The following is a 24,453-nucleotide window of genomic DNA, read 5'->3' as shown; positions in this document are numbered from 1 at the left end:
TTGCCTAAATTTACGCCATGGGAATAGTTACATACTTGCGCACTATCATGGAGAAATACGGTTTCTACGTATCCACTCGTGTGGCTGAAAAACTAGGGATGAAAGCTCGCAGTGTGCGCATCACTTTTATCTACTTTACCTTTGCGACTTTAGGGGCTGGTTTTGCAGTGTATTTGATCATGGCATTTTGGATCAAAATCATGGATCTTGTTTATACAAAACGCAGCTCTGTTTTTGACCTTTAACTTTATAATCTGTGCTTAGTAAACTTAGAATAGCGATTGCTTTATTGTTTCTCGTGCTTTTTGCGGGAGTTTTGGGTTTTAAATTATCCATGGAGCTATCCTGGGTAGACGCCTTGTATATGACAGTAATTACGATTACTACTGTAGGCTATAGGGAGATAGGTAATCCTTCTCCAGTAGCTAAGTTGTTCATTGTTTTCTTTATTCTTATTAGTGTTATTGTCGTAGGTTACGCAGTATCTGCTATTTCAGAATATTTATTACTTCGTAATAATCCGGCAGAACTCAAGAAGAAAAGAAAAATTAAACATTTAGAATCTATGGAAAATCACATTATCGTTTGTGGATATGGTCGTAATGGAAAGCAAGCTATTCAAAAATTGCAAGATTATAATAGAGAATTTATTATTATAGAAAAAGATCAACAGGTTATAGATGACGCGCCTCTGGACGAGCAAAACTTTTTTAGAGGGAATGCAAATGAAGATGATGTTTTAATAAGTGCGGGTGTAGAAAGAGCTTCTACTCTGATCACCGCATTACCAGAAGATGCAGATAATTTATTTGTAGTTCTCAGCGCAAGACAACTCAATAAGGGTCTTAAGATCATCTCTCGTGCCAGTGAAGAGAACTCTTATAAGAAATTAAAGCTCGCTGGAGCTGATAATGTAATTCTTCCAGATACCATAGGTGGACAGCATATGGCTTCCTTAATTGTGAGTCCAGATTTGATTGAATTCTGGGACAATCTTAGTTATGGAGGTAGTGAAGGAGTGAATTTAGAACAGATTTCTTACGAGCAAATGTTTGACGAAGTAAGAGAATGCAACATTATAGACCTTAATTTAAGACAGGAAACTGGATGCACGATTATAGGTTACAAAGCACCCGACGGTAATTATACGGTAAATCCAGATCCTACATTGCAGCTAGCACCAGGCTCTAAGATCATTGTTGTTGGGAATACAAAGCAAATACAAAAGTTGCAAAGAGTTTACAGAATTAACAATGAGATTACATAAATAGTCTCAAAGCTTTCAAAAAGCAAGATTTTTGTGCATCTTGCCGCCTTAACATAAAACCAAATAATAATTGATGAAAAATCTAAACAGAATTTTCTTGTCATTGCTGGCTATAATGCTATCAACAGCTGTTTTTGCACAAGAGCAAAAGGATGAAAAAGGAATAGATGAAAAGATAGACGATGCCTTCGGTTGGGCTACTGGTGACTACGTTAGCGGCGTTTTTTATCAAATCCCTTTTGGATCCGTTGAAGATGACATGACGATCGAGTTAGATGTTTTTGACCGATTGGCTATTCTAGATGTAGATGACCCTGATGCTATTCCGACTTATAATTCTGATAACGGAATTCAGTATGAATTGGTACAAGACAGTTTAAGGGTAAGTAGTATTTCTCTTCCAGGGCAACAAGTGGCGGAAGAGCTAAAATTTAAAGCTCCAAATAATAAAATCATCGTTAATGGAGGTATTTTTAAGATAGCAAAAGCTGATGTATCCTTTGGGGATAAAGTTGAAGTAACTGCTTATGCTCCTTTTACAAGAATCTACTGGGTATTATTTCCATTAATCTTAGGAGCTTTATTCTTTACCATATATTTTAAATTCATCAACTTTTCAGGAATATGGAGAGCTATCCAAGTGGTACGCGGCAAATATGAAGATATAGAAAAGCACGGTGCCGAAATGCTATACGGTGAAGATGGTATTGCAAATGGTGTCGACATTAATAAAATAGACAGTATAGAAGATCACATCGATGAAGTTAGTGATGAAATTACTATTGATGGTGACATCAAGGATACCATTAGAGATGAAAGCTCTGAAGGAGAGGTGACTCACTTTCAAGCATTGACTGCAGCACTTTCTGCTACGGTAGGATTAGGTAATATCGCTGGTGTTGCTATTGCAGTTTCTGTAGGTGGTGCAGGAGCAACGTTCTGGATGATCATTGCAGGGTTCTTAGGAATGGCCTCTAAATTTGTAGAATGTACGCTAGGTGTAAAGTATCGCGATGTAGGTCCTGATGGGACTATTTACGGAGGCCCTATGTACTACCTTACCAAAGGACTTAAGTCTATGGGTCTGGCTGGTCTAGGTAAAGTTCTTGCTGTTGTGTTTGCGATCATGTGTATAGGTGGTTCCTTTGGAGGTGGTAACATGTTCCAAGCTAATCAGGCTGCTCAAATGGTAGAAAATATAACTGGAGGAACGGATTCCTTTATGTACGGTTACCGTTGGGTCTTTGGACTTTTGATGGCCATCTTTGTTGGAATTGTTATTATAGGAGGTATTAAATCTATTGCTAAGGTTACCGATAAAATCGTTCCTTTTATGGTAGTGACTTATGTAGGAGCAGCCATTTGGGTGATTATTGCAAGATATGATATGATAGGTGATGCCTTTATGCAAATCATTGATGGAGCATTTAGTCCAGAAGGAGTTGCCGGTGGTGCGATAGGAGTTTTAGTACAAGGTTTTAGAAGAGCAGCATTCTCAAATGAGGCTGGTGTTGGATCTGCATCCATTGCACACTCTGCTGTACGTACCAAATACCCTGCAAGTGAAGGCTTGGTAGCATTGCTCGAGCCATTCATTGATACGGTAGTGGTTTGTACCATGACCGCAGTAGTTTTAATTATTACAGGAAACGTGAATCCAGAAAATGCTGGACTTGCTGATGCTGATGCCATCCTTTTAACATCTGATGCTTTTGCATCAGTGATTAGCTGGTTCCCTTATGTACTTACTCTTGCAGTGGTATTATTTGCTTTTTCAACTATGATTTCTTGGTCTTATTATGGATACCAAGCTTGGGCTTACCTATTTGGAAGAACAACTAGAACCGAGTACACTTACAAGATCTTGTTCTGTATATTTGTGGTGATAGGATCTGCAGCTAGTTTAGGAAACGTGATCGGATTCTCTGATGCGATGATCTTTTCCATGATGGTTCCTAACATGATAGGTATTGTACTTCTTGCGCCTAAGGTCAAGAAAGAAATGACTAAATATATGAACGCAATCAAATTGAAACGAGAAGCTATCGATTAAGTAAGTCTTATGAAAAATTTTAAATCCCTCTTTGCATTTGACAGGAAACAGCAAAGAGGGATTTTTGTGTTAATGTTATTTTTAATTGTCGTGCTAGCGTGTTTTTTCTATGTAAAACAAATGCCTAAAAAAGCCTTGGTTTTAGAAAATACAGCAGTTTATCAGCGTAAAGTAGATTCTCTTATAGCCTCACAACAAAGTAAAAGAGATACCATTTACCCCTTTAATCCCAATTATATTACTGATTATAGAGGTTATAAACTAGGACTTAGTGTAGAAGAATTAGATCGATTACACCGCTTTCGCGAAAGCGGGAAATTTATCAATTCAAAGAAAGATTTCCAGCAAGTCACACATGTAAGTAGCCAGTGGTTAGATAGTATAGCTCCTTATTTTAAATTTCCAGATTGGGTGACCAACCCTAAGAGCTCTTATACAAACAACTACACAAAGCTTAAAGATCGCAAAGTGGTAGCAAAAGATATCAATGTGGCAAGTCGGGAGGAACTTAAAAAAGTATACGGGATAGGCCCGGCGCTATCTAACAGAATCATACAAGAAAGGGAACGCCTCAAAGGCTTTGTTGATATTTCACAGGTAACAGCTGTTTATGGACTTACGGATTCTACCATGATGCAGTTGAAGAAGCTTTTCTATGTGGCGCCGCGATTAGATTTTTCTAAAATAGCATTGAATACGGCTACAGAAGAAGAGTTGTTATCTATTCCATATTTTGACGACTATCTAGTAGAAAAGCTCGTGGAGCAGAGAACCTTAAGGGATGGTTTTAAAAGTTGGGATAAAGTCATGTTAACATCTAGGTTCCCGCAGGAAAAATTAGCTTTAATTCAGCTATATTTGTCATTAGATTAATAAATTCAGTCGTAACTGAGAATTTCGCATTTAAAAACTATTTTAAATGTTTTTCAATAATTATATTGTAACAACTATATGTATTCAAAATATTTTACTGAGGAGCATGAAGCCTTCAGACAAAGTTTTAGAGATTTCTTAAATAAAGAAGCTGTTCCTCATATTGAAAGATGGGAAGAAACTGGTCATATAGATCGGGAGATTTTTCAGAAAATGGGAGAGATGGGTTATTTCGGTCTCTATTATCCTGAGGAGTATGGCGGTCTTGATTTAGATTTTTTCTACACCGTTATTTTTCTAGAGGAAATGCAGCGTATCAATTCTGGTGGCTTTGCGGCTGCAATGTGGGTGCAGGCATTTTTAGGAGCTCAACATTTATTGAAAGAAGGAGATGAGCGCATCAAGCAAGAATACTTAGTTCCTACACTTACGGGTGAGAAAATAGGATGTCTTGGTATTACGGAGCCTTTCGGAGGTAGTGATGTAGCTGGAATGAGAACTACAGCTGTAAAAGACGGAGATCATTACATTATTAATGGTTCAAAGACCTTCATAACAAATGGTGTTTACAGTGATTACTTAGTGATAGCTGCAAAAACAGACTTGGAAGCAAAAGGTAGAGGGATCTCTATTTTTGTAATGGATCGTGAGACACCAGGTATCAGTGCGACTAAGTTGAATAAACTAGGATGGAGAGCAAGTGATACAGGAGAAATAGGATTTGATAATGTACGCATCCCTGCTGAGAATTTGATGGGAGAAGAAGGGAAAGGTTTTCCTTACATCATGCAACATTTTGCTTTAGAGCGTTTGATCATGGGAATTAATTCTCATGCGCGTGCGGAGTATGCTCTTGAATACACCATAGGTTATATGAAAGACCGTACTGCATTTGGTAAGTCATTAGACACTTATCAAGCCTTACGTCATAATCTTGCAGATATGATGAGCGAGGTAGAAATGTCAAAATGCTTTAATTATGCCATTGCAGAAGAGCTGGATAAAGGTCTTTATCCTGTAAAAGAGGCAAGTATGTCTAAACTTCTTTCTACAAAAATTGCAGACGAAGTGATTTATAAGTGCCTTCAGTATTTAGGGGGTTACGGTTATATAGAAGAATACCCGCTGGCTAGAATGTCACGTGATAGTCGTTTAGGTCCTATAGGTGGTGGTACGAGTGAGATTATGCGGGAGATTATTGCAAAAATGACTTTGGACGGTAAGGATTATAAACCTGCTGCAAAGTAGGCGTAGCGTTTTGCTTTTCTGCCTGCCGACAGGCATGGAGCGAAAGTGAAAATAATACAAATATCAAATCAAATAAATATCTTTGAGATTGTAAAATAATATGTATTTTTGCGATCCCAAAGAAAGGAGGTGATGACACTATGTTAATAATACCAGTAAAAGACGGAGAAAATATCGACAGAGCTCTAAAGCGTTTCAAAAGAAAATTTGATCGTACAGGAAAAATGCGAGAACTACGTAGAAGACAGCAGTTTACTAAACCATCTGTTGCAAAACGTGCTCAAAACATTAAAGCTTCTTACATTCAAGGACTTCGTGACGCAGAGAATATCTAGAGAATTTTTCCTTTAGAATATCATACCGCTAGTTGTAAATTTATACATTTACAATTAGCGGTTTTTTTATGGATCTTACTTCGTATATAGAATATCTTCAATTAGAGAAAAATTATTCTTCTCATACCATCTTAGCTTATGAGAAGGATTTAAATCAATTTAATTTTTTCCTGAGAGAAGAAGGGGTCTTAGGTATAAATGAGGTGAACTACAGTTTGATTAGAGGTTGGGTCACCAGCTTGCTAGAGAATGGAGGTTCTAATCGCACAGTGAATAGAAAGATGTCTTCGTTAAAGTCTTATTTTAAATTTCTTCTTAAAGTAGGAGAGATAACCTCAAGTCCAGCGGCCTCGTATAAAAGCCTTAAAGTTTCTAAAAAGATTCAAATACCTTTCTCAACAGAGGAGGTGTTGAAATTGCTGGATTCTTCCTACGATAGCACAAACTTTGTAGAGTCACGAGATTTTTTAATTATTGAGCTCTTTTATGCGACAGGCATAAGAAGAGAAGAGTTGATCAATATAAAGCTCAAGGATGTTGATCTGGTGGGTCAGACGATTAAAGTTTTGGGTAAAAGGAATAAGGAGAGAATCATACCCTTAGTATATTCCATTAAAAGTCATATAGAACAGTATGTAGTATTGCGCCAGTCTAAAGTTCAACCGTTAACTGATGAATTATTTACAACCTCCAAAGGAGTTAAAATGTATCCAAGTCTTGTTTATCGAGTGATAAAATCATATTTTAGTAAGGTTTCTTTGAAGGTTAAAATAAGTCCCCACGTATTGAGGCATACGTTTGCAACTCATTTGCTAGATCGTGGTGCAGATTTAAACGCTGTAAAAGAATTACTAGGTCATGCTAGTTTATCATCAACACAAATTTATACGCACTCTAGTATGGCGACGTTAAAAGGTGTTTATGGTAATGCACACCCTAGGTCTAAAAAATAATTAATCTAAAACTATGTATTATGAAGGTAAACATGCAAGCAGTCAATTTTGATGCCGATTTAAAACTGATCAATTTTTCTCAAAACAAATTAGATAAGTTGGAACAGTTCTACAGCAAAATCATCAACGCAGATGTGTATTTAAAGGTGCAAAAGACCTCTGCTCCAGAAAATAAAATAGCTGAAATAAGACTTTTTGTTCCTGGAGATGATATGGTAGTAAAGAAGACTTGTAAAACTTTTGAGCAGTGTATAGATGAATGTGTGGCTTCTTTAGAGCGTCAATTGAAAAAAAGAAAAGAAAAGTTAGCCGCACACTAAAAAAAATATTAAAAAAGATTTTGGTAATTAAAAAATAGGCTTACATTTGCAGTCCGTTAGAAATAGCGGGCTTTTTTTATGGCTAAAAAAGTATAAAAGCCGATGTAGCTCAGCTGGCTAGAGCAGCTGATTTGTAATCAGCAGGTCGTGGGTTCGAGTCCCTCCATCGGCTCTTTAAAATAGTAAGGTCTTAATAGACTTTTTGGGGAGATACTCAAGCGGCCAACGAGGACGGACTGTAACTCCGTTGGGAAACCTTCGCAGGTTCGAATCCTGCTCTCCCCACTTGATTTTATCTGGGAAGATAATTTGAAATAATGAAAACCTTTTAGTTGTAAAACTAATAAATGCGAGAGTAGCTCAGTTGGTAGAGCGTCAGCCTTCCAAGCTGAATGTCGCCAGTTCGAACCTGGTCTCTCGCTCTAAATTAAACTCTATTTTTATTGGGTTTAAAGTCATGTTGTCCATTTCCTTAATAATAGGGGTTTTGCCGGTGTAGCTCAGGGGTAGAGCGTTTCCTTGGTAAGGAAGAGGTCATGAGTTCAAATCTCATCATTGGCTCTTTTAAATAAAAATAGGTCTCAAAAGAGGCCATTACTAGTATAGACTGATTTGGTTTTAGCTCCGTGTCTGTCTTTTTAAAAATTGAACACTAATATAAACTAAGATTATAAATTATGGCTAAAGAAACGTACGATCGTTCGAAACCCCACCTTAATGTAGGAACTATTGGTCACGTTGACCACGGTAAAACTACTCTTACTGCAGCAATTACAAAAGTGCTTGCTGATGCTGGTTTCTCTAAAGCGACAAGTTTTGATCAAATTGACAACGCTCCTGAAGAAAAAGAGCGTGGTATTACTATTAATTCCTCACACGTTGAGTATCAAACTGCCAATAGACACTACGCGCACGTAGATTGTCCTGGTCACGCCGATTATGTTAAGAACATGGTTACTGGTGCTGCCCAAATGGATGGTGCTATTCTTGTCGTTGCCGCTACTGATGGTCCTATGCCACAAACACGTGAGCACATCCTTCTTGGACGTCAGGTAGGTATTCCTCGTATCGTTGTATTCCTTAACAAAGTGGATATGGTAGATGATGAAGAGCTACTTGAATTAGTTGATATGGAAGTGCGTGATCTTTTAAGTTTCTATGAATATGATGGTGACAACGGTCCTGTTATTTCTGGTTCTGCTCTTGGAGCACTTAATGGTGAACAAAAATGGGTTGATTCGGTACTTGAATTGATGGCTGCTGTTGATACTTGGATTGAAGAGCCTGTCCGCGATATGGATAAGCCTTTCTTGATGCCTATAGAAGATGTTTTCTCTATTACAGGTCGTGGTACTGTTGCAACTGGTCGTATTGAGACTGGTGTAGCTAACACTGGAGATCCTGTGGAGATTATCGGTATGGGTGCACAGAAGTTGACTTCTACCATCACAGGTATTGAAATGTTCCGTCAGATCCTTGATAGAGGTGAAGCAGGAGATAACGCAGGTATCTTGTTAAGAGGTATTGAAAAGTCTCAAATTTCACGTGGTATGGTAATTACTAAGCCGGGTTCTGTAACTCCTCATGCTAAGTTTAAAGCAGAGGTTTATATCCTTAAAAAAGAAGAAGGTGGACGTCACACTCCATTTCACAATAACTACCGTCCTCAGTTTTATGTACGTACAACTGATGTAACAGGTAACATTTCACTTCCTGATGGAGTTGAGATGGTAATGCCAGGTGATAACTTGACAATTAATGTTGATCTTATCCAGCCTATCGCATTGAACCTAGGTCTTCGTTTTGCTATCCGTGAAGGTGGTAGAACTGTTGGAGCCGGTCAGGTTACTGAGATTTTAGATTAATTTCTAATTGATTATATTAAGTATCCTATCTATTTTTAGATGGGATACTTTCCCTTTATATAGGGAAGGCAATAAATTGTTCATTTAAGAGTGATTTTTTTGCGGGCTTAGCTCAGTTGGTAGAGCACTGGTCTCCAAAACCAGGTGTCGTGAGTTCGAGTCTCTCAGCCCGTGCATTATAAATATAGTTTACTTGAAACGATACTGGTTTATTGTTGATGTTTTAGGTTAGACGTTTAGAACATTACTATTATGAGTTTGATAACATACGTAAAAGAGTCTTATAATGAGTTAACGAATCACGTGACTTGGCCTACATGGGCTGAAACACAAAAGTTAACAGTCACAGTTGCCGTATTCTCCATTATCTTCGCGCTTATTGTAGCTGGTATTGATTATGTTTTCAGTGCTGCTATTGAGAATTATTTTAGTTGGATTAAGCAAAATTAATATTCGATATGTCAGAAGAGAAGGATTTGATGAAGTGGTATGTTGTTCGTTCGGTAAGCGGTCAAGAAAATAAGATCAAGGATTATATAGAGTCAGAAATAGCTCATCATGATCTTGGAGATTATTTAAAAGAAATACTTGTTCCTACGGAGAAAGTGGTGCAGATAAGAGATGGTAAGAAATATAATAAGGAACGTGTTTACTTTCCTGGTTATATTATGGTAAATGCCCGATTAGAGGGGGAAGTCCCACACATTATTAAATCTGTTAACGGGGTTATTGGCTTTTTAGGTGAAACTAAAGGCGGAGAACCGGTGCCTTTAAGAAGGGCTGAAGTAAATAGAATGCTAGGTAAAGTGGATGAACTTGCAGAGCAAACTGATAATATTGCTATTCCTTTTAAGGGTGGTGAGACAGTAAAAGTAGTAGACGGTCCGTTTAATGGATTTAATGGTACTATTGAAAAAGTAAATGAAGAAAAGCGTAAGCTAGAAGTTATGGTTAAAATATTTGGCCGTAAAACTCCTTTGGAGCTTAGTTATATGCAAGTAGAAAAAGTATAAATGTTACAATTTATAAGTGATAAATAAGGCTTCCACTTTATTATCATTAAATAAGTGAAATTAATTAGAAATGGCTAAAGAAGTATCTAAGGTTGTAAAATTACAAGTTAGAGGTGGCGCAGCAAACCCATCTCCACCTGTAGGACCTGCACTTGGTGCGGCTGGTGTGAATATCATGGAGTTTTGTAAGCAGTTTAATGCTAGGACTCAGGATAAAACGGGTAAAATATTACCTGTATCGATTACAGTATTCAAGGATAAGTCCTTTGATTTTGTGATCAAAACACCTCCAGCAGCAGTACAAATCCTTGAAGCATTAAAGCTCAAGGGTGGAAGTGGAGAACCTAACCGTAAGAAAGTTGGAACTGTCAGTTGGGATCAGATTCGTTTGATCGCAGAAGATAAGATGCCAGACCTCAATGCATTTACAGTAGATAGCGCTATGCGAATGGTAGCTGGTACTGCTAGATCAATGGGTGTGAACGTTAAGGGTGGAAACGCTCCTGCTTAAAACTTGTAACAATGGCAAAATTAACAAAAAATCAAAAAGAGAATCAAGCTAAAATAGATAGGTTAAAAACTTATTCTGTTGCTGATGCCTCTAAATTAGTAAAGGATGTTACAAGCACGAAGTTTGATGCTTCTGTAGATTTAGCCGTAAGGTTAAATGTAGATCCACGTAAAGCTAACCAAATGGTTAGAGGTGTAGTTACATTACCGCACGGTACAGGTAAGGACGTTAAAGTGCTTGCATTAGTAACACCAGATAAGGAAGCTGAGGCTATAGAAGCTGGAGCTGACTATGTTGGTCTTGATGAATACTTGGATAAGATCAAAGGTGGATGGACTGATGTAGATGTAATTATTACCATGCCTAGTGTTATGGGAAAATTAGGTCCCTTAGGTCGTATACTAGGTCCTAGAGGTCTAATGCCTAACCCTAAAACTGGTACAGTTACTATGGATGTAGCAAAAGCAGTTTCGGAAGTTAAGGCTGGTAAAATTGACTTTAAAGTCGATAAGACTGGTATCATACATGCAGCAGTTGGAAAAGCATCTTTTGATGCTGAGAAAATTGCAGGTAACGCAAGAGAATTAATCAATACACTAGTTAAATTAAAACCGACAACGTCTAAAGGTATTTATATCAAAAGTATCTTCATGTCTAGTACGATGAGTCCTAGTATTGAGATAGACACTAAACGTTTTGCAGAAGACTAAAAATCTAGATCATGACAAGAGAACAAAAAGCAAATGTTATTCAAGATTTGACTGCTACGTTAGGTGAGAATTCAACTATATATCTAGCAGACATATCTGGCTTAAATGCATCGGATACAACAAATTTACGTAGAGCTTGTTTCAAAGCTAATATAACCATGTCGGTAGTTAAGAATACCCTTCTTGCTAAGGCTATGGATGCTTCAGATAAAGACTTTGGTGAGTTACCAGATTTATTAAAAGGTAATACATCTATCATGCTTGCTGAAGTTGCAAATGCACCAGCTAAGGTTATTGAAAACTTCAGAAAGAAGTCTGATAAGCCGTTGCTTAAAGGAGCTTATATTGAGGAAGCAATTTATGTAGGTGATGATAAGATCAGTGCATTAAGTAATATCAAGTCTAAAGAAGAAATGATCGGACAAATTATCGGTCTACTTCAAAGTCCTGCTAAAAATGTGATATCAGCACTTCAATCAGGTGGTGGTAAACTCGCAGGAATACTTAAAACTCTATCTGAAAGATAGAACCCAATTTAGTACGCAATTAATTATTTATAAATTTTATTAAAACGATAGAAAAATGGCAGATTTAAAAGATTTCGCTGAGCAGTTAGTTAACTTAACTGTTAAAGAAGTAAACGAATTAGCAGACATCCTTAAGGATGAGTATGGTATTGAACCAGCAGCAGCGGCAGTTGCTATGGTTGGACCAGCTGCAGGCGGCGGAGACGCTGTCGAAGAGCAAACAGAATTTGATGTAATCCTTAAAGCTGCAGGTGGTGCTAAACTAGCTGTTGTTAAACTTGTAAAAGAACTTACAGGAGCAGGATTGAAAGATGCTAAGGCACTTGTTGACGATGCGCCATCTCCAATTAAGGAAGGTGTTTCTAAAGATGAAGCTGAAGCACTTAAAGCTCAGCTGGAAGCAGCTGGTGCTGAGGTTGAGTTGAAGTAATTCTTCTTACCTAAACATTATCGGTTTAGACCTGTGAGCGGCGCTCACAGGCCTAGACCATTTTGCGTATAAAGATGAGACGTCGTCGATAACGCTTTTTTTAATCACTTAATACCGTGCATTGATGCTAGCAACAAACACAGAAAGAATTAATTTTTCAACGGTAACTAATAAGGCAGAATACCCTGACCTGCTGGATATCCAAATAAAATCCTTTCAGGACTTTTTTCAGTTAGAGACTAAATCGGACAAAAGAGAAGTAGAAGGCCTTTATAATACCTTCATGGAAAATTTTCCTATCACTGATACTCGTAATCAGTTCGTATTGGAATTTCTTGATTACTTCGTAGATCCACCTCGTTATTCTATTCAAGAATGTATAGAACGTGGACTTACTTACAGCGTGCCTCTTAAATCGCGCTTGAAATTATATTGTACTGATCCAGAACATGAAGATTTTGAAACCATCGTTCAAGATGTATATCTTGGTACTATTCCTTACATGACTCCATCCGGTACTTTTTGTATCAATGGTGCAGAGCGTGTGGTAGTATCTCAATTACACAGATCTCCTGGTGTCTTTTTTGGACAGTCATTCCATGCAAATGGAACTAAATTATACTCTGCCCGTGTTATTCCTTTTAAGGGATCATGGATAGAATTTGCGACAGATATTAACAGTGTCATGTATGCTTATATCGATCGTAAAAAGAAATTACCTGTAACAACACTTTTCCGTGCTATCGGTTTTGAAAGAGATAAGGATATCCTTGGAATCTTTGATCTTGCCGAAGAAGTTAAAGCTAGTAAAACAGGACTTAAAAAGTACTTAGGACGCAAGCTCGCTGCTCGTGTACTAAGAACATGGCATGAAGATTTTGTTGATGAAGATACTGGTGAAGTTGTTTCTATCGAACGTAATGAAATCGTTCTTGATCGCGATACCATTCTTGAAAAAGAACATATCGATGAGATTCTTGAATCTCAAGCTAAGACCATACTTCTTCATAAAGAAGATAATATGTCTGCTGATTATGCCATCATCCACAATACATTACAAAAGGATCCTACCAATTCTGAAAAGGAAGCCGTAGAACATATATACAGACAATTACGTAATGCTGAGCCGCCTGATGAAGAAACAGCTCGTGGAATTATAGATAAATTATTTTTCTCTGATCAGAGATATAATTTAGGCGAGGTAGGTCGTTACCGTATGAATAAAAAACTAGGTCTTGATATTCCTATGGATAAGCAAGTGCTTACCAAAGAAGATATCATTACCATTATTAAGCACTTGATTATGTTGATCAACTCTAAAGCAGAGATTGATGATATTGATCACTTGTCTAACCGTCGCGTACGTACCGTTGGTGAGCAGTTGTCTCAACAATTTGGTGTGGGACTTGCCCGTATGGCTCGTACTATTCGTGAGCGTATGAACGTAAGAGATAACGAGGTATTTACACCTATTGACCTTATTAATGCAAAGACGCTGTCTTCCGTTATTAATTCTTTCTTTGGTACCAACCAGTTGTCTCAGTTTATGGATCAAACAAATCCATTAGCAGAGATTACGCACAAACGTAGATTATCAGCACTAGGACCTGGTGGACTTTCAAGAGAAAGAGCAGGATTTGAGGTACGAGATGTACATTATACACACTACGGAAGACTTTGCCCAATTGAAACACCTGAAGGGCCGAATATCGGTTTGATCTCTTCACTTGCAGTATTTGCAAAAGTGAATGGAATGGGATTCATTGAGACTCCTTATAGAAAAGTTACTAATGGTGTTGTAAACTTAGAAGATGAGCCTACTTATCTAAGTGCTGAAGAAGAAGAAGGACTTCACATTGCACAAGCTAACTTACCTCTTACTAATGGTAGGATAGATCAAGAAAAGGTAATTGCACGTATGGAAGGCGACTTCCCGGTAATTGATGCTACTGAAGTTGTTTATGCTGACGTTGCTCCTAATCAGATCGCATCCATTTCAGCATCCTTAATTCCTTTCTTGGAACATGATGATGCCAACCGTGCACTGATGGGATCTAACATGATGCGTCAGGCAGTGCCGCTACTTAGAGTAGACGCTCCTATTGTAGGAACCGGTCTAGAAAGACAAGTTGCTTCAGATTCAAGAGTATTGATCAATGCAGAAGGTGATGGTGTTGTTGTGTATGTAGATTCACAAAAAGTAGTGATCAGATATGATCGCACAGAACGTGAGGCTTTGGTGAGTTTTGAGCCAGAGGACACTTCTTATAACTTGATAAAATTCCGTAAGACGAATCAAGGTACAAGTATCACATTGAAGCCTATCGTTCAAAAAGGCGACCGAGTTGATAAAGGACAAGTACTTTGCCAAGGTTATGCAACTGAAGCAGGAGAACTTGCTTTAGGTCGCAACATGAAAGTGGCATTTATGCCATGGAAAGGTTACAACTTTGAGGATGCAATCGTAATTTCTGAAAAAGTAGTTCGTGAAGATATCTTTACATCTATTCACGTAGATGAGTATTCTCTTGAAGTTAGAGATACTAAATTAGGTAATGAAGAACTTACTGCAGATATTCCTAACGTAAGTGAAGAAGCTACTGCTGACCTTGATGAACACGGAATGATACGTGTCGGAGCAGAAGTGAAGCCTGGAGATATATTAATAGGTAAAATTACTCCTAAAGGAGAAAGTGACCCTACTCCAGAAGAAAAACTTCTTAGAGCTATTTTCGGTGATAAAGCTGGTGATGTAAAAGATGCTTCTTTAAAAGCTTCTCCATCACTAAGAGGTGTAGTTATCGATAAGAAACTATTCTCCCGTGCTGTAAAAGATAAGAGAAAGAGAGCACAAGACAAAGAAGATATTGCGCGACTAGAACAAGAATATCAAGGAAAATTTGATGGTCTTCAGGAGCGTTTAATTGAAAAATTATTTGAAATTGTAAGTGGTAAAACATCGCAAGGTGTATTTAATGATCTTGGAGAAGAAGTTCTTCCAAAAGGTAAAAAATACACACTTAAAATGTTGAACTCTGTAGATGACTTTACTCATTTAACTTCAGGAACTTGGACTACAGGTGGTGAGGTGAATGATATGGTTGCCGACTTACTTCACAATTATAAGATTAAAGAAAATGATCTTCAAGGATCATTGCGTCGTGAGAAGTTTACGATCTCTGTAGGAGATGAGCTTCCGGCTGGTATTATCAAACTTGCTAAAGTTTACATCGCTAAGAAGCGTAAACTTAAAGTAGGAGATAAGATGGCAGGACGTCACGGTAACAAAGGTATCGTTGCACGTATTGTACGTCAGGAAGATATGCCTTTCCTTGAAGATGGAACTCCAGTAGATATCGTATTGAATCCGCTTGGTGTACCTTCTCGTATGAACATTGGACAGATTTATGAAACCGTACTAGGTTGGGCAGGAGAGAAATTAGGTAAGAAATTTGCCACTCCTATCTTTGATGGTGCGACATTAGATCAGATCAACGGTTATACAGATGAGGCAGGTATTCCACGTTTCGGACATACGTATCTATTTGACGGTGGTACTGGTGAGCGTTTTGATCAACCTGCAACAGTAGGTATTATCTATATGCTTAAACTAGGTCACATGGTAGATGATAAGATGCACGCGCGTTCTATCGGTCCATATTCATTGATTACACAGCAGCCACTTGGTGGTAAAGCACAATTTGGTGGTCAGCGATTTGGAGAGATGGAGGTATGGGCACTGGAAGCATATGGTGCTTCTAGTACTTTACGCGAAATCTTAACTGTAAAATCAGATGACGTTATAGGACGTGCCAAAACTTACGAAGCTATCGTAAAAGGTGAGCCTATGCCAGAACCTGGTCTTCCAGAATCATTTAATGTATTGATGCATGAGTTGAAAGGTCTAGGATTAGATCTAAGACTGGAGGATTAATTTTTCTGTGAGGTTGGATGTTTGTTTCGCTTTCGCGAAAGCGCAATAATCAAACAACCTCGCTACTTTAACTTAAAATAGTACCATTATTATGGCTAGACATAAAGACAACCCAACACAAAAGAAATTTTCAAAAATTTCAATCGGTCTTGCATCTCCAGAATCTATTCTTGCTGAGTCAAGAGGTGAGGTGTTAAAACCAGAAACGATTAACTATCGTACGCACAAACCTGAAAGGGATGGGCTTTTTTGTGAGCGTATATTCGGTCCTGTAAAGGATTATGAATGTGCTTGTGGAAAATATAAGCGTATACGATACAAAGGAATCGTTTGTGATCGATGTGGTGTAGAGGTTACAGAGAAAAAAGTAAGACGTGATCGTATAGGACATATCAATCTTGTGGTGCCAGTGGCGCACATTTGGTATTTCCGTAGTTTGCCTAACAAAATTGGGTACCTACTAGGGCTTCCTTCAAAGAAGCTGGATATGATCATCTATTACGAAAGATATGTGGTGATTCAACCAGGTATCGCAAAGAATGCTGAAGGTGAAGAAGTTCATAATTTAGATTTCCTTACAGAAGAAGAATACTTAGATATCTTAGATACGCTTCCACAGGAAAATATGTATTTAGAAGATTCAGATCCTAATAAATTCATCGCTAAGATGGGTGCGGAGTGTTTGATCGATTTACTGAAACGTATCGATTTAGATGCTTTATCATATGACCTGAGACACAAAGCAAATAATGAGACGTCTAAACAACGTAAAACTGAGGCTTTAAAGCGTCTTCAAGTAGTTGAGGCTCTTAAGGATTCTAATGAAAGACGTGAAAACAAACCAGAATGGATGATCATGAAAGTGGTTCCAGTAATTCCACCAGAATTACGTCCATTAGTACCGCTAGACGGTGGTCGTTTTGCAACGTCTGATTTAAATGATTTATACCGTCGTGTGATCATACGTAACAACCGTTTGAAGCGATTGATGGAGATTAAAGCTCCTGAGGTAATCCTTCGTAACGAGAAACGTATGCTGCAAGAAGCAGTAGATTCACTACTTGATAATACAAGAAAATCTAGTGCGGTAAAGACGGACTCTAACAGACCGTTGAAATCCCTTTCTGATTCCTTAAAAGGAAAGCAAGGACGTTTCCGTCAGAACTTACTCGGTAAGCGTGTGGATTATTCTGCTCGTTCGGTAATTGTTGTAGGACCAGAGCTTAAATTATACGAGTGTGGAATTCCTAAGGACATGGCTGCAGAGCTTTATAAGCCTTTTGTTATCCGTAAACTTATTGAGCGCGGTATCGTTAAGACAGTTAAGTCTGCTAAGAAAATTATAGATAAGAAGGAACCAGTGGTTTGGGATATTCTGGAAAACGTTCTTAAGGGACACCCAGTAATGTTGAACCGTGCTCCTACGCTTCACAGATTAGGTATACAAGCATTTCAACCTAAACTTATCGAAGGAAAAGCGATCCAGTTACACCCATTAGTATGTACGGCATTTAATGCCGATTTTGATGGAGACCAGATGGCCGTTCACCTTCCGTTAGGTCCTGAAGCTATACTAGAATGTCAGTTATTAATGCTGGCTTCACACAATATTCTGAACCCTGCAAACGGTAGCCCAATTGCGGTGCCTTCACAGGATATGGTATTGGGTCTGTATTACATGACCAAACTTCGTAGATCTGAACCTGGACATATTGTTAAAGGTGAAGGACTTACTTTTTATGGGCCTGAAGAATTAGTGATTGCTTTTAATGAAAAGCGCGTAGATATTAATGCTCCTGTAAAATGTAGAATCAATCTTCTTCAAGAAGACGGTTCTTACAAAACGCAGATCATTGAAACTACTGCAGGCCGTGTTATTTTTAATCAAAAGGTACCAGATGAAGCTGGATACATCAATGAAGTATTAACTAAGAAAGCTCTTAGAGATATTATCGGAGATATATTAAAGGTTACAGATGTTCCAAGAACAGCTGCTTTCCTTGACGAAATTAAGGACTTAGGTTATGGATTTGCATTCCGTGGCGGATTATCATTCTCCCTTGGAGATATCATGATTCCTGTAGAAAAGCAATCGATGATCGATGCAGCAAATACTAAAGTAGATGCTATACGTGGTAACTACAGTATGGGTCTTATTACTCAAAACGAAAGATATAATCAAGTAATTGATGTGTGGACTGCGACTAACGCGCAGCTTACTGAATTGTCAATGAAAAACATTAGGGAAGACCAACAAGGTTTCAACTCGGTGTTTATGATGCTTGATTCTGGAGCCCGTGGATCTAAAGAACAGATCAGACAACTTACCGGTATGCGTGGACTTATGGCAAAGCCTAAGAAATCGAATGACGGTGGTGGAGCAATTATTGAAAACCCAATTCTTTCTAATTTTAAAGAAGGACTTTCAATTCTTGAATACTTTATCTCCACTCACGGTGCGCGTAAAGGACTTGCAGATACCGCCCTTAAAACGGCAGATGCTGGTTACTTAACACGTCGTTTGCACGATGTTGCTCAAGACGTGATCGTAAATCATGAAGATTGTGAAACCTTAAGAGGTATTGAAGTTTCGGCATTGAAGAAGAACGAAGAAGTAATGGAGAAACTTGGAGCGAGAGTTCTAGGGCGTACTGCACTACATGACGTTATTGATCCTGCCACTCAAGAAGTAATTGTTGCTGCTGGTGAATTAATTGTAGAAAAAATCGCTGATATCATCGAAGCTTCTGATCTGGAATCAGTAGAAGTAAGATCTGCTCTTACTTGTGAAGCTGCAAAAGGTGTTTGTACTAAATGCTACGGACGTAACCTTGCTACTAACCGTCTTGTTATGAGAGGTGAAGCTGTAGGTGTAATTGCTGCACAATCAATTGGAGAACCAGGGACACAGCTTACGTTGAGAACTTTCCACGTAGGTGGAGTTGCAGGTAACGTGTCTGAAGATAGTTCTATTGTTGCAAAGAATGATGGTATTCTTGAGATTGAAGATCTTAAAACAGTAAAAAGTGAAGACAGTGAAGGTAAAGCAGTAGAGATAGTTATATCTCGTACAGCAGAATCTAAATTACTTCATGAAAAAACTGGAATGCTGTTGAATTCAAACAACATCCCTTACGGTTGTGAACTTTATGTGAAGCCAGGAACTAAGGTTAAAAAAGGAGATCTTCTTGCGAAGTGGGACCCTTTTAACGGTGTTATTATTTCTGAATTTGCAGGTAAGATCAAATTTGAAAATATCATACAAGGTGTGACTTTCCAAGTAGAAAGTGATGAACAAACTGGATACGAAGAGAAAGTAATTTCTGACTCTAGAGATAAGAAATTGATTCCAACGCTGCATATTTTAGACAACAAAGGAGACAATGTTATTTCTTATAACTTACCAGTAGGTGCTCACTTGATGATCAACGATGACGAGAAGATCAAAGTCGGTAAAGTATTGGTTAAGATTCCACGTAAATCTGCTAAAGCAGGTGATATTACTGGAGGTCTTCCACGTGTAACAGAATTGTTTGAAGCACGTAACCCTTCTAATCCTGCTGTAGTAAGTGAGATTGATGGTGTTGTTTCTTTCGGTAAAATCAAACGTGGTAACCGTGAAATCATAGTAACTTCTAAAACGGATGAAGTGAAGAAGTACCTAGTAAAACTATCTAATCAAATTCTTGTACAAGAAAATGATTACGTAAGAGCTGGTATGCCATTATCTGACGGGTCTATAACTCCTAAAGATATTCTTGCAATTAAAGGACCAAGTGCTGTACAACAGTACTTAGTAAATGAAGTACAAGAGGTATACAGATTACAGGGTGTAAAGATTAACGACAAGCACTTTGAAGTGGTAGTTCGTCAAATGATGAGAAAGGTGAGAATCGTTGATTCTGGTGATGGTATGTTCTTAGAGAATCAATTGGTTCATAAAGAAGATTTCATTCTTCAAAACGACAGACTTTATGGTAAAAAAGTAGTAGAAAGTGCTGGAGATTCTGTAAACTTAAAAGAAGGACAAATTATTACTTCTAGAGAGTTAAGAGATGAAAACTCTATATTACGTAGAGAAGATAAAGCGCTAGCAACTGCTCGTGAAGTAATGCCTGCAACTGCCGAACCGGTTCTTCAAGGTATTACTCGTGCATCGCTTCAAACGAAGTCATTCATTAGTGCAGCTTCTTTCCAAGAGACTACTAAAGTATTGAACGAGGCCGCAGTAGCAGGTAAGGTAGATACATTAGAAGGTCTTAAAGAAAATGTAATTGTAGGTCATAGAATACCTGCAGGTACTGGAATGCGTAACTATGAAGATATCATTGTTGGTTCTAAAGAAGAATTTGAAAAACTTCTTCACCAAAAAGAAGAGCCTAAAGTAAATTATAACTAATAGTAATGGCAAAAGATCAAAATCCTGACCATAAAATCAATATTGAAATTGATGGTGAAGTCGCAGAGGGACAATATAGTAACCTTGCAATCATCAACCATTCTGTTTCTGAGTTTGTTGTAGACTTTGTAAATATTATGCCTGGTAACCCTAAGTCAAAGGTGAAATCCAGAATAATATTAACTCCTCAACATGCTAAGCGGCTGGCCAAAGCACTACATGAAAATGTAAAAAAGTTTGAGCAAGCTCATGGAGATATCAAGGATTATGAACAACCGCCCGTTCCTTTAAACTTTGGCCCAACAGGTCAAGCATAATATGAAAGCCTGATGATTTATCATCAGGCTTTTTTTATTTTAAAAAATTACAATGGCCTTACGACGAAGATATCAAGCGGTGTTCCACTCATAGGAGCTTTCTAAGTATTCATCTCATAATAGTTTTTCTCTGAAGCACTATTATGCTTTTCTTTTGTCTGAAATAGCGTTACAGCCCATTTCAAAACGCGCTAGGTTCCAAGAAATTAAATACAAACGATATAACCTATAGCCTCTGGTTCAACAGCTATATGAAACCATCTAAAATACGAATTGACGCAACAAGTGCTTACAATCCAAGTATACAGGACTCCACGTTGAATCTAATAAAGGTTGGAATGGATAGAGGGATTCTTCATCATTACTTTATCTTCAATAAATTAAAATTTAACAGCCCTTCTGATCTTTAGTAAAATTGAGTTTTATAGCTGTCGAACGTTTATTATACGAGTGCTGCACAGATTTTCAGTACTGTTGAAGTAGTTTTATAACCGAAGTAAAATGAAATGATTTGCATCAGGCGGTTCATCTCTAAGTATAGAATATAGGTATGGTCAACATCAGACCATCAAGAAAGCTGTATTTTTATATATTAACCGATTATAACTCAAGTTTTACCTTTAAGACAGAACCTGTTAGCAATAATTTCTTGCATGAAGAAACTAGTAAGTTGTTTATTATTTTTCGCTTTCGCGAAAGCGGTAACCGCACAACAAGATCCACAGTACAGTCAGTATATGTACAATCCTATAGTGGTGAATCCTGCCTATGCGGGAAATAGAGGAGTGGCAAGTATTGTTGGTCTTCACAGAAGTCAATGGGTGGGACTTGATGGTGCGCCACGTACTCAAACCTTGTCTTTCCATACACCTCTTTCCAATAGTCGGGTAGGTGTAGGACTTAGTATAGTGAACGATCAAATAGGCCCTTCAGATGAGACTTACGTCGCTGCAGACTTTAGTTATACCCTACCAATGGGAGATGAGGCTCGATTGAGTTTTGGATTTAAAGGGGGTGTTCATGTTTTAAATGTAGATTATAGAAGGTTAAACCCTTTTGTTCCCGGAGATCCTAGATTGTCAGATAATGTAGATAATAAACTTGCTCCTACCCTAGGTTTGGGCTTGTTTTACCATACAGATAAACTTTATTTGGGATTAAGTAGCCCCAATCTGTTACAGACGGATCACTTTGATGGTACTGAAAATAACAGTAATACTACTTATATAGCACAGGAACGGGCGCACTTATTTGCAACTGCTGGTTATGTATTTGATTTAAATGAGGATGTTAAGTTCAAGCCAGCTGCGATGTTGAAGCTCGTTCAAGGGGCTCCACTACAAATAGATCTTACAGCAAATTTTTTATTCAATGATAAATTAACCTTAGGACTAGCTTACCGATGGAGTGCCGCGGTGACGGGTCTTTTAGGGTTTCAGATAAGTGATCAAATGATGATAGGATTTGCATATGATCGGGAGACTACCGCACTAGGAAAAACTATTTTTAATGACGGGAGTTATGAATTATTTCTAAGATTTGAATTAGTTAACAATTACGAACGTATCATCACCCCACGTTTCTTCTAATAATCAATATAGAATTTTAACATGTTTAAAAGGCTTATCATATTTATTCTTCTGGTCTCCTCTTTTTTGGGACATGCGCAGACCTATCAGGTAGAAAGAGGAAACAGTAAATACAATGTCTTTGCCTTTATTGAGGCTCAAAAGATTTACTTGAAATTAGTGGAGGATGGTTATGTTACTGCTGAGATACTTGCAAAACTAGGAGATACTTACTATTTTAATGACGATTTAAAGGAAGCTCAACAATGGTACAGAAAGCTTTTTGTAAAATATGAGGATAGTGTAACTCCAGAATATTTTTTCAGATATGCGCAATCATTAAAAGCAGTGAATAGATACGATGAGTCAGATCGATTAATGGCTAAGTTCAGTAGTTTTAAAGGTTTTGACATGAGATCAAAAAGGTATGATGAAGCACTTGGTTACCTTCAACGCATAGACTTTCAATCAGGTAGGTTTGAAATTGCAAACACTAAGGAGATCAACTCCTATACAGCTGATTTTGGGCCTGCATTTTATACTTCAAACAATCAAGTGGTTTATGCAACTGCAAGGGATTCTGGATCAATACTAAGGGAAAGACATTCGTGGAATAACCAGCCATTTTTGCAATTATATACCGCTGACGCTGATGATAAGGGTATGTTAAGCAACCCTAAGCGCATGTCTAGTTCAATCAATACTAAATATCATGAAAGTACACCTGTCTTTACTGCCGATGGACAGACCATGTATTTTACGCGCAATAACTATGATAATGGCGTGTATCGTCAGGATAAAGAAGGTACTAATAAATTAAAAATATTCAGGTCTTATAAGAACAAAGGCAAATGGTCGAGGCCAGAACAACTTCCTTTTAATAACGACGAATATTCCGTTGCGCACCCAGCTTTAAGCCCAGATGGTAAAAAATTATATTTTTCCAGCGATATGCCTGGAAGTATGGGGTACGATCTAGAAAATGAATTTACAGGCTCAGATATATGGGCGGTAGATATCATGGATGATGGAACATTTAGTGCGCCTAGAAACCTTAAAACCATCAACACTCCAGGTAGAGAAACTTTTCCTTTTATTAGCAAATCAAACATTTTGTATTTTTCTTCCTCAGGCCATCAAGGATTAGGAGGATTGGACGTTTTTGCCAGTGTTATAAGCCCTGATGGTAGCATGGGCAAGGTGGTTAACATAGGTAAGCCGATCAACACAACATACGATGATTTTGGTTTTATTGTAAACGATGATACTAAAATAGGATACTTCAGTTCCAACAGACCTGGTGGTAGGGGAGATGATGATATTTATAGATTCCTGCAGTTAGAAGATCTTAGGGAGAAATGTCAAGCACTGGTCCTGGGTAATGTATCTGATCAGAAAACCGGTGAGCCTATTAAGGACGCAACAGTAGTGCTTATGGATGTTGATAATAATAAGATCGATCAACGAGTTACTAGTGGTGATGGATCTTATACTTTTACATTAAATTGCGATCAACCATATATCCTGCGAGTAGAAAAGGAAGACCATACCTCAGATGAAGAAGTCATTACTACGACGACGACTTCGGGAATTATGCATATCTCGCTAGAAATAGAAATCAATCGCATCCCTGTGGCAGATTGTGACGACATAGGGCCATTACTAGATATTAAGCAAATATATTTTGATTTTGATAGGTTTAATATTAGGTCTGATGCAGCCTATGAGCTTTCCAAAATCCAAGCTTTTATGGAGTTATACCCTCAAGTTAGCGTTGAGATACGCTCTCATACCGATAGTAGGGCTCCAGATCAATACAACCAAATACTTTCAGATAGAAGAGCACAGAGCACACGCAACTGGCTGATCTCAAAAGGCATTGATGCTGCTCGTTTAACCGCAAAAGGTTATGGGGAAAGAAGATTGCTCAATCAGTGTACTAACGCTGTGGCATGTTCTAGTGAGGAACACCAGTTGAACCGCAGATCAGAGTTTATTGTTTCTAGTTTAGAGAAGTTCAAGGATTGCGATTGATACATTATTAAAAAAGTCACCTCAATCTAATGGAGGTGAAGTGACTTTTTTAATGTACTTAAGGTTATTTTTTAAAACCGTATGAGTAAGATGAAA

20 protein-coding genes and 5 tRNA genes are annotated in these 24,453 nt (G+C 37.9%); all 25 read left to right on the top strand.

Annotated features, from left to right (window positions below):
• Positions 1 to 17: 17 nt before the first annotated feature.
• The 25 genes from F0365_RS02005 (at position 18) to F0365_RS01885 (ending at position 24,357) form a co-directional block, all read left to right on the top strand.
• Positions 18 to 245, top strand: coding sequence for a PspC domain-containing protein (locus F0365_RS02005; protein WP_169932114.1), 228 nt, complete (start codon positions 18 to 20; stop codon positions 243 to 245).
• Positions 246 to 256: 11 nt separating this feature from the next.
• Positions 257 to 1,267, top strand: a complete 1,011-nt coding sequence (locus F0365_RS02000) for a potassium channel family protein (RefSeq protein ID WP_169932113.1) — start codon at positions 257 to 259, stop codon at positions 1,265 to 1,267.
• Between the two features lie 73 nt (positions 1,268 to 1,340).
• Complete coding sequence (locus tag F0365_RS01995) at positions 1,341 to 3,320, top strand: alanine/glycine:cation symporter family protein (protein WP_240961819.1); 1,980 nt, start codon at positions 1,341 to 1,343, stop codon at positions 3,318 to 3,320.
• Between the two features lie 9 nt (positions 3,321 to 3,329).
• Positions 3,330 to 4,193 (top strand): ComEA family DNA-binding protein, encoded by an 864-nt coding sequence (locus F0365_RS01990; RefSeq protein ID WP_169932112.1) that lies wholly within the window; start codon positions 3,330 to 3,332, stop codon positions 4,191 to 4,193.
• 78 nt (positions 4,194 to 4,271) lie between these two features.
• Positions 4,272 to 5,441, top strand: a complete 1,170-nt coding sequence (locus F0365_RS01985) for an acyl-CoA dehydrogenase family protein (protein WP_169932111.1) — start codon at positions 4,272 to 4,274, stop codon at positions 5,439 to 5,441.
• Between the two features lie 140 nt (positions 5,442 to 5,581).
• The gene (gene rpsU / locus F0365_RS01980; RefSeq protein WP_169932110.1) at positions 5,582 to 5,776 is read left to right on the top strand and encodes a 30S ribosomal protein S21; all 195 of its coding nucleotides are present in this window, start codon (positions 5,582 to 5,584) and stop codon (positions 5,774 to 5,776) included.
• 68 nt (positions 5,777 to 5,844) lie between these two features.
• Positions 5,845 to 6,729, top strand: coding sequence for a tyrosine-type recombinase/integrase (locus F0365_RS01975; RefSeq protein ID WP_169932109.1), 885 nt, complete (start codon positions 5,845 to 5,847; stop codon positions 6,727 to 6,729).
• 20 nt (positions 6,730 to 6,749) lie between these two features.
• Positions 6,750 to 7,049, top strand: a complete 300-nt coding sequence (gene hpf, locus F0365_RS01970) for a ribosome hibernation-promoting factor, HPF/YfiA family (protein ID WP_169932108.1) — start codon at positions 6,750 to 6,752, stop codon at positions 7,047 to 7,049.
• Positions 7,050 to 7,147: 98 nt separating this feature from the next.
• Positions 7,148 to 7,221: transfer RNA gene (locus F0365_RS01965), tRNA-Thr, on the top strand.
• Positions 7,222 to 7,253: 32 nt separating this feature from the next.
• Positions 7,254 to 7,334 (top strand) — tRNA-Tyr (locus F0365_RS01960).
• Positions 7,335 to 7,398: 64 nt separating this feature from the next.
• Positions 7,399 to 7,471 (top strand) — tRNA-Gly (locus tag F0365_RS01955).
• Positions 7,472 to 7,538: 67 nt separating this feature from the next.
• A tRNA-Thr gene (locus F0365_RS01950) sits at positions 7,539 to 7,610 on the top strand.
• A 116-nt stretch (positions 7,611 to 7,726) separates the two neighbouring features.
• Complete coding sequence (gene tuf / locus F0365_RS01945; RefSeq protein ID WP_169932107.1) at positions 7,727 to 8,914, top strand: elongation factor Tu; 1,188 nt, start codon at positions 7,727 to 7,729, stop codon at positions 8,912 to 8,914.
• 101 nt (positions 8,915 to 9,015) lie between these two features.
• Positions 9,016 to 9,088, top strand: a tRNA-Trp gene (locus tag F0365_RS01940).
• A 78-nt stretch (positions 9,089 to 9,166) separates the two neighbouring features.
• Entirely contained in the window at positions 9,167 to 9,364 is a 198-nt protein-coding gene (gene secE, locus F0365_RS01935) for a preprotein translocase subunit SecE (RefSeq protein WP_101012281.1), read from the top strand.
• Between the two features lie 8 nt (positions 9,365 to 9,372).
• Positions 9,373 to 9,927 (top strand): transcription termination/antitermination protein NusG, encoded by a 555-nt coding sequence (gene nusG, locus F0365_RS01930; protein ID WP_169932106.1) that lies wholly within the window; start codon positions 9,373 to 9,375, stop codon positions 9,925 to 9,927.
• Positions 9,928 to 9,997: 70 nt separating this feature from the next.
• Positions 9,998 to 10,438, top strand: a complete 441-nt coding sequence (rplK, locus tag F0365_RS01925) for a 50S ribosomal protein L11 (RefSeq protein WP_169932105.1) — start codon at positions 9,998 to 10,000, stop codon at positions 10,436 to 10,438.
• An 11-nt stretch (positions 10,439 to 10,449) separates the two neighbouring features.
• Positions 10,450 to 11,148 (top strand): 50S ribosomal protein L1, encoded by a 699-nt coding sequence (gene rplA / locus F0365_RS01920; protein WP_169932104.1) that lies wholly within the window; start codon positions 10,450 to 10,452, stop codon positions 11,146 to 11,148.
• 11 nt (positions 11,149 to 11,159) lie between these two features.
• Positions 11,160 to 11,675, top strand: coding sequence for a 50S ribosomal protein L10 (gene rplJ, locus F0365_RS01915; protein ID WP_169932103.1), 516 nt, complete (start codon positions 11,160 to 11,162; stop codon positions 11,673 to 11,675).
• Positions 11,676 to 11,730: 55 nt separating this feature from the next.
• Positions 11,731 to 12,105, top strand: a complete 375-nt coding sequence (rplL, locus tag F0365_RS01910) for a 50S ribosomal protein L7/L12 (protein WP_169932102.1) — start codon at positions 11,731 to 11,733, stop codon at positions 12,103 to 12,105.
• A 124-nt stretch (positions 12,106 to 12,229) separates the two neighbouring features.
• Positions 12,230 to 16,039, top strand: a complete 3,810-nt coding sequence (rpoB, locus tag F0365_RS01905) for a DNA-directed RNA polymerase subunit beta (protein WP_169932101.1) — start codon at positions 12,230 to 12,232, stop codon at positions 16,037 to 16,039.
• 91 nt (positions 16,040 to 16,130) lie between these two features.
• Positions 16,131 to 20,438 (top strand): DNA-directed RNA polymerase subunit beta', encoded by a 4,308-nt coding sequence (gene rpoC / locus F0365_RS01900; protein WP_169932100.1) that lies wholly within the window; start codon positions 16,131 to 16,133, stop codon positions 20,436 to 20,438.
• Between the two features lie 5 nt (positions 20,439 to 20,443).
• Positions 20,444 to 20,755 (top strand): DUF3467 domain-containing protein, encoded by a 312-nt coding sequence (locus F0365_RS01895; RefSeq protein WP_169932099.1) that lies wholly within the window; start codon positions 20,444 to 20,446, stop codon positions 20,753 to 20,755.
• 653 nt (positions 20,756 to 21,408) lie between these two features.
• Positions 21,409 to 22,344: a type IX secretion system membrane protein PorP/SprF gene (locus tag F0365_RS01890; protein ID WP_169932098.1), complete on the top strand. Its 936-nt coding sequence runs from the start codon at positions 21,409 to 21,411 to the stop codon at positions 22,342 to 22,344.
• Positions 22,345 to 22,365: 21 nt separating this feature from the next.
• A complete protein-coding gene (locus F0365_RS01885) occupies positions 22,366 to 24,357 on the top strand; it encodes an OmpA family protein (RefSeq protein WP_169932097.1) in 1,992 nt (663 codons plus the stop codon).
• The last annotated feature ends 96 nt before the right edge of the window (positions 24,358 to 24,453 follow it).

Source organism: Nonlabens sp. Ci31 (assembly GCF_012974865.1).
GTDB lineage: Bacteria > Bacteroidota > Bacteroidia > Flavobacteriales > Flavobacteriaceae > Nonlabens.
The sequence above is the reverse complement of the archived record's forward strand: the minus strand, read 5'-3'. Positions and strand labels throughout refer to the sequence as shown.